Annotated in this window: 20 protein-coding genes; 4 read left to right on the top strand and 16 right to left on the bottom strand. The window is 69.6% G+C overall.

The features are described 5' to 3' along the window. The first annotated feature begins 4 nt into the window (after window positions 1-4). Together MFF21_RS13690 and MFF21_RS13685 are read left to right on the top strand one after the other, a co-directional pair. Complete coding sequence (locus MFF21_RS13690) at window positions 5-1,318, top strand: glycerate kinase type-2 family protein (protein WP_238311675.1); 1,314 nt, start codon at window positions 5-7, stop codon at window positions 1,316-1,318. Continuing rightward, window positions 1,284-1,784, top strand: a complete 501-nt coding sequence (locus MFF21_RS13685; RefSeq protein ID WP_238311674.1) for a DUF1036 domain-containing protein — start codon at window positions 1,284-1,286, stop codon at window positions 1,782-1,784. Before MFF21_RS13690 ends, MFF21_RS13685 begins: the two co-directional genes overlap by 35 nt. Before the next feature lie 107 nt (window positions 1,785-1,891). On the opposite strand, the gene MFF21_RS13680 is transcribed toward MFF21_RS13685, so the two are convergent. Continuing rightward, window positions 1,892-2,740, bottom strand: a complete 849-nt coding sequence (locus MFF21_RS13680) for an outer membrane protein (protein ID WP_238311673.1) — start codon at window positions 2,738-2,740, stop codon at window positions 1,892-1,894. Window positions 2,741-3,089: 349 nt separating this feature from the next. On the opposite strand from MFF21_RS13680, the gene pyk reads away from it, so the two are divergent. Then, complete coding sequence (gene pyk / locus MFF21_RS13675; RefSeq protein ID WP_238311672.1) at window positions 3,090-4,526, top strand: pyruvate kinase; 1,437 nt, start codon at window positions 3,090-3,092, stop codon at window positions 4,524-4,526. A 28-nt stretch (window positions 4,527-4,554) separates the two neighbouring features. On the opposite strand, the gene MFF21_RS13670 is transcribed toward pyk, so the two are convergent. The 10 genes from MFF21_RS13670 to MFF21_RS13625 form a co-directional block, all read right to left on the bottom strand. Then, complete coding sequence (locus MFF21_RS13670; protein ID WP_238311671.1) at window positions 4,555-4,863, bottom strand: hypothetical protein; 309 nt, start codon at window positions 4,861-4,863, stop codon at window positions 4,555-4,557. A 20-nt stretch (window positions 4,864-4,883) separates the two neighbouring features. Next, the gene (locus MFF21_RS13665; RefSeq protein ID WP_238311670.1) at window positions 4,884-5,210 is read right to left on the bottom strand and encodes an EthD family reductase; all 327 of its coding nucleotides are present in this window, start codon (window positions 5,208-5,210) and stop codon (window positions 4,884-4,886) included. Window positions 5,211-5,444: 234 nt separating this feature from the next. Then, window positions 5,445-5,930 (bottom strand): F0F1 ATP synthase subunit B family protein, encoded by a 486-nt coding sequence (locus MFF21_RS13660; RefSeq protein ID WP_238311762.1) that lies wholly within the window; start codon window positions 5,928-5,930, stop codon window positions 5,445-5,447. 27 nt (window positions 5,931-5,957) lie between these two features. Beyond that, a complete protein-coding gene (locus MFF21_RS13655; protein WP_238311669.1) occupies window positions 5,958-6,554 on the bottom strand; it encodes a F0F1 ATP synthase subunit B in 597 nt (198 codons plus the stop codon). Between the two features lie 115 nt (window positions 6,555-6,669). Then, on the bottom strand, window positions 6,670-6,897 hold the full coding sequence (locus MFF21_RS13650) for a F0F1 ATP synthase subunit C (protein ID WP_007566773.1): 228 nt from the start codon (window positions 6,895-6,897) through the stop codon (window positions 6,670-6,672). Window positions 6,898-6,952: 55 nt separating this feature from the next. Beyond that, window positions 6,953-7,708 carry a F0F1 ATP synthase subunit A gene (locus MFF21_RS13645; RefSeq protein ID WP_238311668.1) on the bottom strand — a complete coding sequence of 252 codons (756 nt, stop codon included), beginning with the start codon at window positions 7,706-7,708 and terminating at the stop codon, window positions 6,953-6,955. A gap of 102 nt (window positions 7,709-7,810) precedes the next feature. Further along, window positions 7,811-8,176, bottom strand: coding sequence for an AtpZ/AtpI family protein (locus MFF21_RS13640; protein ID WP_238311667.1), 366 nt, complete (start codon window positions 8,174-8,176; stop codon window positions 7,811-7,813). Between the two features lie 151 nt (window positions 8,177-8,327). After that, window positions 8,328-8,981: a DsbA family protein gene (locus MFF21_RS13635; protein WP_238311761.1), complete on the bottom strand. Its 654-nt coding sequence runs from the start codon at window positions 8,979-8,981 to the stop codon at window positions 8,328-8,330. Window positions 8,982-9,086: 105 nt separating this feature from the next. Next, window positions 9,087-9,587 carry a DUF721 domain-containing protein gene (locus MFF21_RS13630; protein ID WP_238311666.1) on the bottom strand — a complete coding sequence of 167 codons (501 nt, stop codon included), beginning with the start codon at window positions 9,585-9,587 and terminating at the stop codon, window positions 9,087-9,089. A gap of 119 nt (window positions 9,588-9,706) precedes the next feature. Beyond that, a complete protein-coding gene (locus tag MFF21_RS13625) occupies window positions 9,707-10,060 on the bottom strand; it encodes a DUF1428 domain-containing protein (RefSeq protein WP_238311665.1) in 354 nt (117 codons plus the stop codon). A 143-nt stretch (window positions 10,061-10,203) separates the two neighbouring features. On the opposite strand from MFF21_RS13625, the gene mutY reads away from it, so the two are divergent. Continuing rightward, window positions 10,204-11,463 (top strand): A/G-specific adenine glycosylase, encoded by a 1,260-nt coding sequence (mutY, locus tag MFF21_RS13620; protein WP_238311664.1) that lies wholly within the window; start codon window positions 10,204-10,206, stop codon window positions 11,461-11,463. 55 nt (window positions 11,464-11,518) lie between these two features. On the opposite strand, the gene MFF21_RS13615 is transcribed toward mutY, so the two are convergent. The 5 genes from MFF21_RS13615 to MFF21_RS13595 all read right to left on the bottom strand — a co-directional run bounded on the left by MFF21_RS13615 (window position 11,519) and on the right by MFF21_RS13595 (window position 17,343). Next, window positions 11,519-12,724, bottom strand: a complete 1,206-nt coding sequence (locus tag MFF21_RS13615) for a site-specific DNA-methyltransferase (RefSeq protein WP_283206533.1) — start codon at window positions 12,722-12,724, stop codon at window positions 11,519-11,521. A 167-nt stretch (window positions 12,725-12,891) separates the two neighbouring features. Further along, the gene (locus MFF21_RS13610) at window positions 12,892-13,056 is read right to left on the bottom strand and encodes a YqaE/Pmp3 family membrane protein (protein ID WP_238311662.1); all 165 of its coding nucleotides are present in this window, start codon (window positions 13,054-13,056) and stop codon (window positions 12,892-12,894) included. A gap of 102 nt (window positions 13,057-13,158) precedes the next feature. Continuing rightward, window positions 13,159-15,363, bottom strand: a complete 2,205-nt coding sequence (locus MFF21_RS13605) for an FAD-dependent oxidoreductase (RefSeq protein ID WP_238311661.1) — start codon at window positions 15,361-15,363, stop codon at window positions 13,159-13,161. Window positions 15,364-15,478: 115 nt separating this feature from the next. Beyond that, a complete protein-coding gene (locus MFF21_RS13600; RefSeq protein ID WP_238311660.1) occupies window positions 15,479-16,006 on the bottom strand; it encodes a hypothetical protein in 528 nt (175 codons plus the stop codon). A gap of 128 nt (window positions 16,007-16,134) precedes the next feature. Further along, window positions 16,135-17,343, bottom strand: coding sequence for an acetyl-CoA C-acetyltransferase (locus MFF21_RS13595; RefSeq protein WP_238311659.1), 1,209 nt, complete (start codon window positions 17,341-17,343; stop codon window positions 16,135-16,137). Between the last annotated feature and the right edge of the window lie 22 nt (window positions 17,344-17,365).

The raw sequence follows: 17,365 nt of genomic DNA, 5'->3' as shown, positions 1-17,365 counted from the left end.
CCGCATGACCGCGCCCGCACACCAGGATCCGGGAACCGCGAACCAGCGAAGCCTCCTGAACCGATTTCTCGACGACGCGATCGCCGCCGCCCATCCGCGCAAATGCCTGGTCGGCCATCTCCCGGCGCCGACGCCGGGCCGCCTGATCATCCTCGGGGCCGGCAAGGCCGGCGGCAGCATGGCCGCCGTCGCGAGCCGCTTCTACCGCGAGGAGCACGGCGTCCCCGAGGACCGCATCGTCGGCCTCGCGGTGGCGCGCCACGGCTACGGCGAGGACGCGCCGGGCATCACCATGGTCGAGGCCGGCCATCCCGTGCCCGACGCCGCCGGCATCGAGGCGACGAAGCGGGCGCTCGAGATCGCGTCCGCGGCCGGTCCGGACGACGAGGTGCTGGTGCTGCTCTCCGGGGGCGGCTCGGCCAACTGGATCGCCCCGGCGGGCGATCTGACGCTCGCCGAGAAGCAGGCGATCACCAAGGCACTGCTGCGCTCGGGCGCGCCGATCAACGAGATCAATGCGGTGCGCAAGCACCTCTCGCGGATCAAGGGCGGCCGGCTCGCGGTCGCGGCCAGGAACGCCCGCCGGATCCTGACGCTTGCGATCTCCGATGTGCCCCATGACGATCCCTCGGTGATCGCCTCCGGCCCGACCGTGCCCGATCCCTCGACCCTCGCCGACGCGCTGGCGATCTGCGAGCGCCGCAGGATCCCCCTGCCGGAGGCCGCCCGCGCCCTGCTGACGGACCCGGCCAACGAGACCCCGAAGGAGGGCGACGCCGCCTTCGCCCGGGCCGAGTACCGCATCATCGCCCGCCCGATCGACGCCCTCAAGGCTGCCGCCGCGGCGGCGAAGGCGGCCGGCTACGAGGTCGAGATGCTGGGCTCCGACCTCGAAGGCGAGGCCCGCGCGGTCGCCGCCGAGCATGCCCGCCTCGCCCGGCAGGCGAAGGCGGCCGGCCGCAAGGTCGCGCTGATTTCCGGCGGCGAGCTGACCGTGACGATCGTCGGCGAGGGCGATGGCGGCCCGAACCAGGAATACGCCCTGGCGCTGGCGATCGCGCTCGAAGGCGCCCCGGGCATCGCCGCGATCGCTGCCGACACCGACGGCACCGATGGCGGCCGCGGTGCGGCCACGGACCCCGCTGGCGGCCTGATCGATGCGACGACGCTGGAGCGCGCCCGCGCCGCCGGTCTCGACCCGGCCGCGATGCTCGCCGACAACGATTCGACGCGTTTCTTCGCGACGATCGGCGACCTCGTTCAGCCGGGACCGACCCGCACCAATGTCAACGACTGCCGCATCATCCTCGTCGGCTGACTTGTTCGAACATGTCGTGAAGCAGGGGGGCGGCCGCCGGCGTCGCGCCCCCCTCGCCGTTTGGGCGGCCGGCCTGTGCATCCTGGCAGGACCGGCCCAGGCGGATCTGCGGCTGTGCAACCAGACCGCCAGCAAGGTCGGCGTCACCCTCGGCTACCGCGACCCCCAGGGCTGGGTCACGGAAGGCTGGTGGGATCTGAAGCCGAAGGATTGCGCCACGCTGCTGCGCGGGGCGCTGGCCGCGCGCTTCTATTACGTCTTCGCGGTCGATTACACGCGCGGCGGCGAGTGGAGCGGGCGCGCCATGATGTGCACCAAGGACACCGCCTTCACGATCCGCGGCGTCGAGGATTGCCTCGCCCGCGGCTACGACCGCAACGGCTTCATCGAGGTCGATACCGGCGAACAGAAGAGCTGGACGATCCAGCTCGGCGATCCCGGCCAGCCGCTGAGCGGCGAGCCGTAACCGCGGGCCGGTCTTCCTGACCTCGCCGCAAGGCGCCCAAACGAAGAGGGCGGGCGCCCCTTTCGGAACACCCGCCCCCGCCGTCGAACGCGTCGAGGATCGACGTCTTACTCGCCGAACTTGTAGTTGAAGCCGGCGCGGATAATGTTGCCTTCGTTGTTGAAGCGGACATTGTAGCCGGTGCCGAACACGCCGGGCAGGCCGGTATTGGCGACGAGCACGTTCCGGGAGCCGAGGTCGTAGTGCAGGTACTCGGCCTTGAGGGTCACGGCGCTCGACTTGATGCCGAGATACTTGCCGACGCTCAGGTAGTTCAGGAAGCTGTCCTCGGGGATGGCGTATTCCACGCCGCCGCCATAGGCGAAGCCGGTGCGGAAGCTGATGTCGCCGCCGGCATAACGGAGGGTGAGGTCGTTGCCGTAGAAGGCGGCGCTGTTCTCGGCATAGCCGAAGGCGAGGCCGCCGGTGCCGTAGATCATGAACCGGTCGAAGGCGTAGCCGACGCGGCCGTTGAGGGTGCCGAGCCACTCGAGGCTGGAGCGATAGACGCTCGGGTCGCCCAGATTGCCGATGGCGACGGTGTTCTTGTGAATGTCGGTCCAGTCGACGTTCAGCGCCGCGCCGACCACGATGCCGGAGCCGGGGGTGAACTGATAATTGTAGCCGAAGCCGCCGCCGAGGCTGCCGAGCCCGTCGATGTCGCGGGAGCGGACCGCGCCGACGCGCTGGCCGAGATTGATCGCCGTGATGTTGGCGGTGTCGATGCCGGTGGTGGTGTAGCGCTGACGGTCGAGGAAGCTGTAGCTCGTCTCGACGCCGGCGAAGAAGCCGGTCCAGGTGAAGACGGGGACGGGCGTGAAGACGACCGGCGGCTCGACGCGGCGGGGCAGATCGGCGGCCGAGGCGGCGCTCGTCAGGAGCGCGACGGCCGCGGCCGTCAGAACCAGCTTCTTCATGGGGTGCGCTTTCTCGAAGGGCATATCTGACCCTAGGTTACGGCAGAGCTTGACTCTTCGCCTATGACTTGTGCGCCACAGGTCGCCGAGAACCCTTCCCGAAAGCCGGTCCGAGTCGCATTTTGCGGCCTTTCGCATTTCCTTTGCCGGCAAGGCCGTCCGCCCTCGCGGTTCACGCATCCGTGGTTGCAGCCCCGCACGCGGCCCTTGACGGCGCGGGGCCGGCGAGGCTTTTGACCGCAGCACTCGCACGGCGATCCGCCCGCCTTCTCACGGGCCTCCCCTTCGCCGAGCCGTTCCCGCTTCCGGTATCCCTGCACCGGCGGGTCCTACGGACATGGAGGCGGGATTGAAGCGCGCACGCCGTACGAAGATCGTCGCGACCCTGGGGCCGGCCTCCGACACGCCGGAGATGATCGCCAAGCTGTTCCAGGCGGGCGCCGACGTGTTCCGCATCAACATGAGCCATCTCCAGCGCGAGAAGCTGCCGGAGAAGATCGAGGTGATCCGCACGATCGAGCGCGAGGCCAAGCGCCCGATCGGCATCCTCGTCGACCTGCAGGGGCCCAAGCTCCGCGTCGGCGCCTTCGCCGAGACCGGGGTCGAGCTCGTCCAGGGGCAGAGCTTCGTGTTCGATTCCGACCCGACGCCGGGCGATTCGAATCGCGTCTACCTTCCCCATCCCGAGATCCTGACGGCCCTCGAGGTCGGGCACGAGGTGCTCGTCGACGACGGCAAGCTGCGGATGCATGTCACCGAGGTGAGCGAGGGACGCGCCGTCACCCGCGTCGATGTCGCGGGCCGCATCTCGAACCGCAAGGGCGTCTCGCTGCCCCACACGGTGCTGCCCCTGCCGGCCATGACCGAGAAGGACCGCGCCGATCTGGAGGCGGGGCTGAACGCGGGCGCCGACTGGATCGCCGTCTCCTTCGTGCAGCGGCCCGAGGACGTGGCCGAGGTGAAGAAGGTCGCCGCCGGCCGCGCCCTGGTGATGGCCAAGATCGAGAAGCCGCAGGCTCTGGCCCGCCTCGACGAGATCATCGAGGTCTCCGACGGCATCATGGTCGCCCGCGGCGATCTCGGCGTGGAGATGCCCCTGGAGCAGGTGCCCGGCGTCCAGAAGCGCATCACCCGCGGCGCGCGCCGCCTCGGCAAGCCCGTGGTCGTCGCGACGCAGATGCTCGAATCGATGATCACGGCCCCGGTGCCGACCCGCGCCGAGGTGTCGGACGTCGCCACCGCCGTCTACGAGGGCGCGGATGCGGTGATGCTCTCGGCCGAGAGCGCGGCGGGCCAGTACCCGGTCGAGGCGATCACGACCATGAGCCGCATCGCCGAGCAGGTGGAGAAGGACGCGCTCTACTGGTCGATCCTGACCGCCCAGCGCTCCAGCCCGGAGGCGACGGCCTCCGACGCCATCGCCGCCGCGGCGCATTCGATCGTCGATGCCCTCGGCCTGCGGGCGATCATGGCCTGGACCCATTCCGGCTCGACCGTGCAGCGCCTCGCCCGCTCGCGGCCCAATGCCAGCGTGATCGCGCTCACCCCGAAGCGGGAGACCGCCCGCCGCCTCGCCATCGTCTGGGGCACGCATCCGATCGTGACGAAGGATGCGAGCGACGTGGACGACATGGCCTTCCGCGCGGCGAAGTTCGCGGTGCGCGAGCGCTTCGCCGAGATCGGCGACCGGGTCGCGGTGGTGGCCGGCGTGCCCTTCGGCATTCCCGGCGCCACCAACATGATCCGGATCGCCTTCGTGACCCGCGAGCACGCCGAGCGGGCCTGACCCCCTCGAAGAGAGAGGGGAGGGCGCCTCAGGCGCTCTCCTCCTCGTCCGGGATCGGATCGGCCGTCCAGGCCGTCGCGAAGGCGGCGAGCTGCATCGCATCCTTGAAGGACAGGACGGTCACCGTGCGCTCGACCGGCGCGGCGCCGGGATAGGGCGCGAGCAGGATCGTCTCCTGCACGAGGCGCGCATCCGGCGCCTTGGCGTCGAGCCAGGCCTGCGCCTCCGGGGTCAGCCGGTCCGGTCCCGCGAGCGCCCGCGAATCGGCGCGCAGCACGATGATGGTCGTGCCGAGCCCCGGATTCTTCTCCTGAACCTGCTTGATGATGTCGATCATCGCCCGCGTCCTGCCTCGTCCTATTGCGCCGGATGCGTCCAGGCCACGTCGTTGATCTGGACGGAGGGCTGGGTGTTCGTGAAGTTCGGGATGTCCCCGAAGATCTCGGCGCCGTGCCGGGCGACGGCGGCCGAGAAGGCGTCGGCCGAATCCCAGGTCAGCAGGGCGATCACCGGATAGGGGGCGGGGGCACCGTCCGGCGTCGCGACGCCCTTGACCACCTTGGCCTCCTTCAGGCCCAGGGCCGACCAGCGCTCGGCCACCAGCGGCATGTGCTTGGTCAGGTAGTAGTCCATGTCGAAACGGGCATCGGCACCGCCCGGATACATCACCGAAACCAGGGTCATGGGTCGTCTTCCTCTCGGGTGGGATTTTTTCTTCGAGCCCGGGACCCTGCACCCTTTCAGGCCCCGGGAAAGGATGGGCCGGCCGACCGTCTCCGGAAGCGGAGCGGGCAGATACGACCGCGTCCGCGCTGCCGGAGTTAGGGGCCGGGGCGCGCAACGACCAGCATGGCGGCGGCCAAAAGAAAAGCCGCCCGGAGGGGGCGGCTCGTCTTCGTCACGTCGGAGCGGTTCGGCTCAGGCCTGCAGGCGGGCCTTCACCTCTCCGAGGCTGGACTTCACCAGGGCCTGGGCGGCATCGCCGCTGAGACGCTCGCGCAGGATCGTCTCCGAGACCTTCACCGCGGCGTCGGCGGCGGCGGCCCGGACCTGGGCGGCGGCCTGGGCCTCGGCCTGGGCGATCTTCGCCTCGGCCGACTTGGTGCGGCGGGCGACGAAGTCGTTCAGGCGGGCATGGCCCTCCTCGGCGGCGCGCTGGGCTTCCTCGCGGGCATTCGCCACGATGCGCTCGGCCTCGCGCTCGGCCTCGGTGCGGCGGCGCTTGTAGTCGGCCAGCACGGCGGCGGCCTCCTCACGCAGGCGCCGGGCCTCGTCGAGCTCGTTGCGGACGCGCTTGGCGCGGCCGTCGAGGCCCTTCGTCATCATGCCGAAGGCGCCCGCCTTCCAGGCGATCGCCATGAACACCACGAAGGCGACGGCGACCCAGAATTCCGCTGTCAGCAACATGCTCGTCTCGAGGTCTCGTCGGGATCAGTGGGCCAGGGAGGCCCGGTCGAGGGCGCGGTCGAGGCTCGCCGTGTCCGGCGCGGTGCCGGTCAGGCGCTCGACGATCGCGGAAGCCGTCTCGCCCGCGATGGTGCGGACATTGCCCATGGCCTCGGCGGTGCGGCTGCGGATGGTCGCCTCGGAGGCGGCGAGCTTCTGGTTCAGCTCGGCCTCGAGCGCCTTGCGCTTGGCATCGGACTCGGCGGAGAGGGCGTTGCGCGTCTCCTGGGCGATCGCCTGGGCCTTGGCCTGAGCCTCCCGCAGGGACTTCTCGTAGGCCTCGCCCGCGGCATCGGCCTCGGACTTCATGCGCTGGGCCTCGTCGAGATCGGCCGCGAGCCGGTTCGAACGGTCGTGCAGGATCGATTCGATCCGCGGCAGCGCCACCTTGGCCATCAGGTAGTAGAGCAGGCCGAAGGCCAGCGCGAGCCAGATGAGCTGCGAGAGAAAGGTGTGGCTCTCGAAGGGCGGGAAGGCGCCCCCGTGGCCGCCCGAGGGATGCTCGGTATGCGCGCCCGCATGCGGATCGATCTTGGTGTCCGCGTTCGGCGAGGGGGTCGTGAGGGGATGATGCTCGGCCATTGCCTCGTCCGGGACGGAAACTGGGCGCCCCGCAGGAGGCGGGGCAACCGGTGCGCCTTGGCGGAAAAGAGCCGGCCCCCGGGCGATGCGCCCGGGCGGCCGGCCCCGTGACGGATCAGACCGCGAACAGGAGCAGCAGGGCGATCAGCAGCGAGAAGATGCCGAGCGCTTCCGTCAGCGCGAAGCCGAGGAGCAGGGTGGCGCGCTGGCCGTCGGCCGCGGAGGGGTTGCGCAGGGCGCCGGCGAGGAACTGACCGAACAGGTTGCCGAGGCCGATGCCCGCGCCCGCCATGCCGAGGCAGGCGAGACCGGCACCGATGTACTTGGCAGCGACGGGATCCATCATGAACTCCTGAGTGTCTTGAACGATTTTCGTTGCGGCGGGTGGATCGACCGGATCAGTGGCCGGGGTGAAGCGCGTCGTTGAGGTAGATCGCCGTCAGCGTCGCGAAGACGTAGGCCTGGAGGGCCGCCACCAGGAATTCCAGGGCGGTGAGGGCGATCGTGAGGAAGAGCGGCAGCGGCGAGAGCACGCTCCAGGCGCCGGCGAGCAGCAGCTGCACCACGAAGAAGGCGAAGATCTTCATCGCGATGTGGCCAGCGAGCACGTTGGCGAAGAGACGGACCGAGAGGCTGATCGGGCGCGAGATGAAGGAGATGATCTCGATCGGCACCAGGATGGCGAGCAGCGGCTTCGGCACGCCCGACGGCACGAACAGCCCGAGGAAGTGGGTGCCGTGCTTCATCAGGCCGTAGGCGACGACGACGGTGATCACCAGGGCGGCGAGGCCGAAGGTGATGATCAGGTGGCTCGTCACCGCGAAGGCGTAGGGGATCATCCCGAACAGGTTCAGGATGAGCACGAACATGAACAGCGAGAACACCAGGGGCAGGAAGCGCTTACCGCCGTCGCCGGTGGCCTGGTGCAGCGTGTCCGCGATGAATTCGTAGAAGACCTCGGCCAGGGCCTGCATGCGGCCCGGGACGACCGAGCGCGAGGCGGTGGCGACGATGGTGATGAGGGCGATGACGCCCACGGCGGCGAACATGTAGAGCGCCGACTGCGTGAACGCGAGCTGCTGGTTGCCGATATGGCCCAGCGACACGAGCGGATGAAGCTCGAACTGGTGGATCGGGTCGATCGAGACCGCCATAAGACCGCTTCCGCCCTTTGTTCTCGCGCCGCGGAAGAACCCGCTGCGCCCGTGCTCGCGTGACGCCATACACGAAGCGAGCGCGTCCTCAAGCCCTTCCGCTCAAGGTTTCTTGTTTACGCCCCCCATCCCGCCGAAGCCGGACAGACGCATGACGTTGTAGATGCCGGTGAGGAAGCCGAGCACCAGGAAGATCATCAACCCCCAGGGCCTCGTGCCCAGGAGATGGTCGAAGATCCAGCCGAGGATTCCTCCCGCGATCACGCCTGCCACGAACTCGGTCGAAAGCCGCATGGCCTGGCCGAGCGGTGACGGGCCCCCCGATGCATCGGCACGCGTGGAATGACCGGGAGCAGCGGAAGGCCGCTTCCGTTCAAGCTGCGTCTCGAGACGTCTGAGCCTCGCGGAAAGGTCGCCTCCGGCGTCCGCCCCGTCCTCGCGCCCGTCACCTGTTTCGTTGCCGTTCAACGGCGAAAACTCACGATGTCGAGAGCGAAGGGAACCGAAACGCCCCTCAGGCGCGGCGCACCATAGTTTCGCCCATCTTGGGTGTCAAGGCGCGCCGCCGTGATGTTAAACAATTGATAATATTCGGCTTTTCGGATCGGGTCGGGGCTCCTCAGGCGCCGAGGATCGGCTTGATGATCTTCTCCATCTCTTCGATGGACATGGCGCCGGAATACTTGGTTCCGTTGATGAAGAAGGTCGGCGTCGACTCGACCTTGAGGGTGTCGAGGCCCCGTGCCTTCACCGCATTGATGGCGCCGTAGATCTTCTGGTCCTTCAGGCAGGCTTCGAACTTCTCCTTGGAGAAGCCGGCCTGGCGCAGCAGCTGTTCCATAGCATCGACGGGGGATTGCGGCTTGCGCACGAAGGCCCAGTTCGGCTGCTGGTCGAAGAGCAGGTCGGTGATGGGGTAGTACTTGGCGTCGCCGTCGCAGCGGGCGAGCATGAAGGCGGCGGTGGCGAGCGGGTCGAGGGGAAACTCCCGCAGGGTGAAGCGCACCTTGCCCGTGTCGATGTAGCGTTCCCTCAGGACCGGCCAGGTCGTCGCGTGAAAATGCGCGCAATGGGAGCAGGTCATCGAGGCGTATTCGATGATCGTGACCTTGGCGTCCTTGTTGCCGAGCCAGACGTCGCCGAGGGGGCCGGGCTGGGCGAGGGCGGCCTCGTCGACGGACTGGGCCAGGGCCGAGAGGGTCAGGCGCGGCATGAGGAGGGCCGCGCCGGCGGCGAGGCCGACGGTCTTGATGGTATCGCGCCGGGTGATCATCGTGCGCATGCGCTCCCTTCGCTCGCGAAAGCTCGTTCTCAAGGTGAAGGCGGTAGGCCCGGGTTCGCGAGAAGGCAAGCGCAGCCCATGCCGCGCCCCCGCTCCTCACCGAATCTTGGGCGTTCTGCCGCCAGGCTGCTCGGCGACCACGGCGAGGCCGAGCCGGTCGAGGGCATCCCGCAGGCCCTCCTCCTCGATGCGCGAGACGGCGAGCGCCACCTCGCCGCGCTTCGCCGGATCGAGGTTTCTGGCGAGCGCGCGGCGTATCGGGGGGCTCACCCGGCCCTGGCGCAGGGAGATCCGGTGGATGCAGGCCCAGCCGTAATGGGCGTTGACGCGCTGGATCACCACGGGAGCGAGGTGCTGCAAGTCGAGGGCGAAGGCACTCTCGACGCAGACGACGAGGGTGCCGGATTCCGGCGCCGTTCCCTCGGCCCGGCGGCGGCGGGGCCATTCGAGCTTTTCCGGGCGGCAGAAGCGGGCGAGCCGCTCCCCGACGATCTCCGGCCAGGCGGCCAGGATGTCGGTGGAGGCGAAGCCCTGGGCGGCGAAGGCCGGCCCGACGCAGCTCTCGATCAGGTCCGCGAGCGGCTTGACGCGCGCCATGGAAGCATCCGGTTCCGGCCCGGCGCCACCCTGGCGCCGGAGCGGATCAGCTTAGCGCAGACCGGGCCCGGACGGGAGCGGCTTCCCGGGGCCGATGCATCCTTTGGACGATGCCGCCGTCACAGCCCCAGCAACGGCGTGAAGCCGCCATAGATCATCCGTTTCGCGTCGAAGGGCGCGGTCGCCGGATCGCAATCCATGCGCGGGTCGGCCATCACCTTGCCGTTCACCGCGTCCCGCGCCTCGCGGGAGGGGAAGACGATCCAGGAGAAGGCGACGACCTCGTCCTCTTCCGCCTGCACCGCCCGGGGAAACGAGGTCAGCTCGCCCTGGGGCACGTCATCGCCGATGCACTCGACGAAAGCGAGGGCGCCATGCTCCTTCCAGATCGACGCCGCCGTCTCGGCGAGCGCCCGGTAGGCATCGAGCTTGGCTTTCGGCACCGGCACGACGAAGCCGTCGACATAGGGCATCGGGATCTCCTCCTCGGGGTCGAGGCCCGGAGGACGGGTGGCCCCGCGCGGCTCCGACACGGTCGCGCAAAATTTTCCCGGCGGCCGGTCCGGGTGGCGTGCGGGCGCTTTGACGGCTCGGGCCGGCCCGCTATGGACGGGCCATGCCCGCGCCCGCCGCGTCCTCCCCGCAAGCCGAAGCCACCGATCCCGGCGGATCGCTCGCGACGGATCTGCTCGACTGGTACGACCGGCACCGCCGGGTGCTGCCGTGGCGGGCGCTGCCGGGGGAGACGCCGGATCCCTACCGCGTCTGGCTCTCGGAGGTCATGCTGCAGCAGACCACCGTCGCGGCGGTCAAACCGTATTTCGCGAAATTCCTGGCGCTGTTTCCCACGGTCGAGGCTCTGGCCGCCGCGCCCGAATCGAGCGTCATGGCCGCCTGGGCCGGGCTCGGCTACTACTCGCGGGCGCGCAATCTCCACGCCTGCGCCAAGGCGGTGGCCGAAGCCGGCACCTTCCCGGACACCGAGGCGGGCCTGCGCAAGCTCCCCGGCATCGGCGCCTATACCGCGGGCGCCATCGCGGCGATCGCCTTCGACCGGAAGGCGGCGGCGGTGGACGGCAATGTCGAGCGGGTGATGAGCCGGCTGCGGGCCGTCGAGACGCCGATCCCCGCCGCCCGGCCGGCTTTGCGCGCGCTCACCGAAGCGGTCGTGCCGGAGCGGCGGGCCGGCGATTTCGCCCAGGCGCTGATGGATCTCGGCGCCACGATCTGCACGCCCAAGCGCCCGGCCTGCGCCCTCTGCCCCTGGATGCGGCCCTGCCGGGCCCGGGCCGAGGGATTGCAGGAGACGTTCCCGCGCAAGCTGAAGAAGGAGAAGGGCGTGCTGCGCCGGGGCGCGGCCTTCGTCGCCGTTCGCGCGGGGGACGAGGCGGTGCTCCTGCGGACGCGTCCCGCGGAGGGGCTGCTCGGGGCCATGGCCGAGCCGCCGACCAGCGCCTGGCTACCCGATTACGATCCCGCCAAGGCCCTGCTCGACGCGCCGATCGACGCCCGCTGGAAGCGCCTGCCGGGCCTGGTCAAGCACGGCTTCACCCACTTCCCGCTGGAGCTGACGGTGTTCGCGGCGCGCCTGGCCGCGGGCGCGCCCGCCCCGGAGGGCATGCGCTTCACGCCCCGTGACCGCCTCGACGAGGAGCCGCTGCCGGGGGTGATGAAGAAGGTGCTGGCCCATGCGCTGGCCAAGCCCGCGGGCGAGGCCCCGAGCGCACCCGTCGCCGCGCCCGCGCCCGACCTCGCGACGCCGGCCGAGCCGGAGCGCCCGGCCCGGCGCGGGCCGCTGCAGAAGCCGGTCTCGAACCGGCCCTCGCAGCTCGCCCGGGTCGTGAAGAAGCCGCCCAAGCCCGCGGGCAGCCGATAGGGCATCGTCCCGAAGGGGGTGGGCCGGCTTTCGGAAGAGACGATGCCCCGTGTTCCTACTCGGCGGCCGCACCCGCACTGCGGAACGCGGCGCGGAAGGTGTCGATGCAGACGAGCCTGCCGCCGCGCTCGGCGTGCCAGAAGGTCCAGCCGTTGCAGGCGGGCAGGCCCTGAACCAGGGCGCCGACCTTGTGGATCGAGCCTATCACCGGGCCGACGCCGAGATTGCCGTCGGGCCGCACCACCGCCGTGAAGCGACGGCGCTCGTCGGTGAGCGTCTCGCCGGGGCGCAGGTGCCCCGCCTCGATCACGCTCAGGAACGGCACCCGCGGCTCCGAGCGCTTGGTCGGGGCGACGAGCAGGGAGGCCTGGGAGAGCGGTTCGACCGCGTCGATCCGGCGGCGGGCGGCCTCCGCATAGACGGGATCGCGCTCGCAGCCGATGAAGTGGCGGCCGAGGCGCTTGGCGACCGCACCGGTGGTGCCGGTGCCGAAGAAGGGGTCGAGCACCACGTCGCCGGGATTGGTCGCGGCGAGCAGGGTGCGGGCGAGCAGGGCCTCCGGCTTCTGGGTCGGATGCACCTTGCGCCCGGCGGCGTCCTTCAGGCGCTCCTCGCCCGTGCAGAGCGGGATGAACCAGTCGGAGCGCATCTGGAGGTCTTCGTTCCCGCCCTTCAGGGCGTCGTAGTGGAAGGTGTAGCCCTTCGACTGCGCCGAGCGGGAGGCCCAGATCAGGGTCTCGTGGGCATTGGTGAAGCGCTTGCCGCGGAAGTTCGGCATCGGGTTGGCCTTGCGCCAGACGATGTCGTTAAGGATCCAGAAACCGAGATCCTGCAACGCGCTGCCGACCCGGAAGATGTTGTGGTAGGACCCGATCACCCAGAGGGTCGCGTTCGGCTTCATCACCCGGCGGCACTCGGACAGCCAGGCGCGGGTGAACGCGTCGTAGCTGTCGAAGCTCGCGAACTTGTCCCAGTCGTCGTCGACCGCGTCGACCACGCTCTGGTCCGGCCGCATCAGGCCGGCTTCGCCGAGCTGGAGATTGTAGGGCGGGTCTGCGAAGACGCAGTCGACGCTCGCCGTGGGCAGGCGCTTCAGGGCGGCGATGCAATCGCCGATCAGGATCTCGTCGAGCGGAAAGTTGCTGGGGAGACGCTGGACGGAGGGTGCAAGACCCATCCGCGGCGCCGACGCGATCCGCCCGGTACGCGAGACCTGTTTCCGGGCGGTGGCGCCGGCGGCCGCGGTACGCGGGGAAGCCATGGCAAACACCGGTTACGCGACTGACCTCGCGACCATGCCCGGTTCAGGGTAAAGATTCGGAACGGCTCCGCTGGGTTCGTGCGTCTCGATTTGGGGCTGCAATTTTTGCCGGGTTCCGCCCCGGCGTCCGCTCGGCGCCTTGATGGGCGCCGTGCCGAAGGCCGGCTTCAGCGATCGCGCAGGATCAGCCAGAGGGCGTGGACCGAGCCCGGAAGGATGCCGAGCAGCGTCAGCAGGATGTTCAGCAGGAACTGCAGGCCGATGCCCGTGGTCAAAAGCACGGCGATCGGCGGCAGGAACAGGGCGAGCAGGATGCGGACGATGTTCGACACGGGAAGGCTCCTTGTGCGTCGCCGCATGAACAGCCGGGGCGGAAGAGGGTTCCGCCCCGATGAAAAAAGCTTGGCCTTTGTCGCCTTGTCGGGGAGGGCGGCTCAGGCCGCCTTCTTCGACAGCGCGTCGTAGAACCGGGATCCGGTCTCCGCCATGGAGACCAGGTTGTCCGGCGGCGCGAAGCGGGGGCCGTGCTTGGCCTCGAGCGACCGAGCGAGCTCCACGAAGCCCCTCGCGCCCATGAAGTCGATATAGGACAGGGCACCCCCGGTGAAGGGCGCGAAGCCGAAGCCGAGGATCGAGCCGACATCCGCCTCGCGGGGATCGTCGATGACGCCTTCCTGGACCGTGCGAGCGGCCTCGAGCGCCTGGACCACCAGGAACCGGTTCTTCAGTTCCTCCACGTCGAGGGAATCCGGGTCGAGGCGGGTCGGCTGAAGCTCGGCGAGGCCGGGCCAGAGCCGCTTCGGCTCGTTCTCGGGGTAATCGTAGAAGCCGCGCTTGTTCTTCCGGCCGAGGCGATCCCGGCGCTCGACCATCTCGACGAGAAGACGCTTCTGGTCCGGATCGATGGCGGCCTCGCCGAGCTGCGCCTCGGTGGCCTTCAGGATCTTCAGGCCGAGATCGAGGGCCACCTCGTCGTTGAGGGAGAGCGGGCCGACCGGCATGCCGGCCATCTTGCCGGCATTCTCGATCATCGCCGGGGGCACCCCCTCCATCAGCATCTTATGGCCCTCCTGGACATAGGCCAGGACGCAGCGATTGGCGAAGAAGCCGCGGGAATCGTTGACGAGGATGCCGGTCTTCTTGATGGCGCGGACATAGTCGAGCGCCGTCGCGATCGCCTGCTCGCCGGTGGCCGCTCCCTTGATGATCTCGACGAGCAGCATCTTCTCGACCGGCGAGAAGAAGTGGATGCCGATGAAGCGCTCGGGCCGCGACGAGGCCTTGGCGAGGCCGGAGATCGGCAGGGTCGAGGTGTTGGAGGCGAAGATCGCCGTCTCGGGGATGGCGGCCTCGACCTTGGCGATCACCTCGGCCTTCACCTTCGGATCCTCGAACACCGCCTCGATCACGAGGTCGCAGCCGGACAGGTCGGCATAATCGGCCGTGGTCTGGATGCGGGCGAGCAGGGCGTCGCGGTCGGCGGTCTTGGCCTTCCCGCGGTTGATCTGCCCGGTGATGAGCTTTTGAGCGTAGGCCTTGCCCTTCTCCGCGGCCTCGACGTCGCGGTCGATCAGCACGACCTCCATGCCGGCGGCCGCGGTGACGTAGGCGATGCCCGCGCCCATGAAACCCGCCCCGACGATGCCGATCTTGGCGAGCTTCGTCTTCTCGACGCCCTTGGGCCGGCGCGCGCCCTTGTTCAGCTCGCCCATGGAGATGAACAGGGTGCGGATCATCGCCTGCGCCTCCTTGGTGCGCAGGATATGGGCGAAGTAGCGGCTCTCGACCTTGAGGGCGAGGTCCATCGGAAGCTGCAGACCCTCGTAGACCGAGGCCAGGATGGCCTTGGCGGCCGGGTAGTTGTCGTGGGTCTCGCGGCGGTAGATCGCGTTGGCCGGGGGCCAGATCATCATACCCGCGGGGGAATAGACCTTGCCGGAGGGCGCCTTGAACTTCGGCACGTCCCAGGGCGCCACGGCCGAGCCGCCGCCGAGGATCCAGGCGCGGGCCTTCTCGACGATCTCGGCGCGGGGGGCGACCTCGTGGGCGAGGCCCATGTTCTTGGCCATGAGCGCGCGCAGCTGCTCGCCCTTGAACAGCATCTGCAGGGCGTCGCCGGTCTGCATCAGGCGGGCGACGCGCTGGGTGCCGCCGCCGCCGGGGAAGAGGCCGACCTTGATCTCCGGCAGGCCGACGCGGGTCGCCTCGTCATCGGCGAGCACCCGGTAATGGCAGGAGAGGGCGAGCTCGAAGGCGCCGCCGAGGCAGAGGCCCTGGACGGCGGCGGCGAAGGGCTTGCCGCAGGTCTCGAGCTTGCGGAACACCAGGCTGAGGCGGCGCGAGGCCTCGAAGAAGTGGCGCATCGCCACCTCCTCGCCCTCGCTGGTCTTCAGCCGCTCGTATTCGGCGCCGAGGCCCTGGAGCATGGTGAGGTCGGCGCCGCCGGAGAAGGTGTCCTTGCCGGTGGTGACGACGCAGCCCTTGATCGCGGGATCGGCGACGACGGCGTCGATGATCCGCTCCAGATCCTCCATCACCTCCATGGTGATGACGTTCATCGAGCGGCCGGGCATGTCCCAGGTCGCGAGCGCGATTCCGTCGGCATCGGTCTCGAAGCGGAAATTCGTGTAGGCGCTCATCGCGTATCCTCGGATGGGCCGGCCGCGGGGGCCGGGACGGTTCTCTGGAGATCTCGCCGGAGCGGAAGCCCGCTCCGGCCGGCCGCCGGGGCGGCGAAGGGTGACCGTGCCGGCCCTACTTGGCCGGCGCGGGCGAGGGCACCGGAACCGGGCCGGGCATGCCGCCCTGCTGGTCGCCGGCGGCGGCGAGCGTCAGCAGGTTGAGGAGCTTCGTCACCGCCGCCTGCGAGATGAGGTTCACCTCGGATTTCGGGTCGGCGTTGACGGCCTGGAACTTCTGGTAGGTCTTGTCCTCGTAGATCTGGAGCACGTGCTTCAGCTCATCGAGGCTGAACTTCTCGGCGTATTGCTTCGAGATGCCGTCGAGCAGGGCGGTGCGCTGCTTGTCGAACTCGGCGCGGGCCTCCTTGCGGACCTGCTCGGCCTTGTCGTCCTTCATCGGGGCGACGGTCTTCTCCAGCGCGCCGCTGAAGCCGGTGTCGAGGGTCTTCAGCACCGTCTTGTCGACGATCTCCTTGGCCACGGCGACCTTGTCCGCGGTCTCGTCGGCGCGCGCCGCCAGCGGGGCGGCGGTGAGGGCGAGGGCGGCGAGGAGCGGCAGCGCCTTGAAACGAGTCTTCCTGGGCATCGTCGTCGTCAGCATCTTGGCGTTTCTCCCTTTTTCACGATGGCGCCGGGATCCGGCGCGAGGGTGAGCCGCCTTAGCAGCGATTGTGACCTTCGGGCAAAGCCCGCGAGCCGGCTCGGGACCGTCCGCGGGCCGCCCGCCGATCAAACCCGCTCGATGATCGTGGCCGTGCCCATGCCGGCGCCGATGCAGAGGGTGACGAGCGCCCGCTCCTTGCCGGTGCGCTCCAGCTCGTCGAGCACCGTGCCGAGGATCATCGCGCCGGTGGCGCCCAGCGGATGGCCCATGGCGATGGCGCCGCCGTTCACGTTCACCTTGGCCGGGTCGAGATCGAAGGCCTGCTGGAAGCGCAGGACCACGGAGGCGAAGGCCTCGTTGATCTCGAACAGGTCGATGTCGGAGAGCTTAAGGCCGGCGCGGGCCAGCACCTTCTTGGTCACGTCGACCGGGCCGGTGAGCATCAGGGCCGGGTCCGAGCCGATATTGGCGAAGGCGCGGATGCGCGCCCGCGGCTTCAGGCCAGCGGCGTCGCCTGCCTCCTTCGAGCCGATCAGCACCGCGGCCGCGCCGTCGACGATGCCGGAGGAATTGCCGGCATGGTGGACGTGGTTCACCGCCTCCACGTCCGGATGCGCGTCGATCGCCACGGCGTCGAAGCCGCCCATCTGGCCCATCTGCACGAAGGAGGGCTTGAGGGCCGCCAGCGACTGCATGTCGGTGGAGGGCCGCATGTGCTCGTCGCGGTCGAGCAGGGTGAGGCCGTTGATGTCCTTCACCGGCACGACCGCGTTCTTGAACAGGCCCGCCTCCCAGGACTTGGCCGAGCGCTTCTGCGATTCGACCGCGTAGGCGTCGCAATCGTCGCGGCTGAAGCCGTATTTCGTGGCGATCAGATCCGCCGAGACGCCCTGCGGCATGAAGTAGGATTTGACCGCGATGGCGGGATCGACCGGCCAGGCTCCGCCCGAGGCGCCCAGGCCGACGCGGCTCATGGATTCGACGCCGCCGCCGACGGTGAGGTCGTGCTGGCCGGCCATCACCTGCGCCGCCGCGAAGTTGATCGCGTCGAGGCCGGAGGCGCAGAAGCGGTTGATCTGCACGCCGGGCACGTGGGGGCCGTAATCGGCCACCAGGGCGGCGGCGCGGGCGATGTCGCCGCCCGCCTCGCCGACCGGATCGACGCAGCCGAGCACCACGTCGTCGACGGCCCGGGTGTCGAGGTTGTTGCGCTCCTTCAACGCGCGCAACGCCGTCTCGGCGAGGCGGAGCGCCGTCACCTCGTGCAGCGCCCCGTCCGGCTTGCCGCGGCCACGCGGGGTGCGGACGTGATCGTAGATGAGAGCCTCGGCCATCCTGCGCTTCCTCGTGTCCGTT

The organism is Methylobacterium organophilum (assembly GCF_022179465.1).
In the GTDB taxonomy this organism is placed as follows: domain Bacteria; phylum Pseudomonadota; class Alphaproteobacteria; order Rhizobiales; family Beijerinckiaceae; genus Methylobacterium; species Methylobacterium organophilum.
This window is presented reverse-complemented; position numbering and strand designations above follow the sequence as displayed.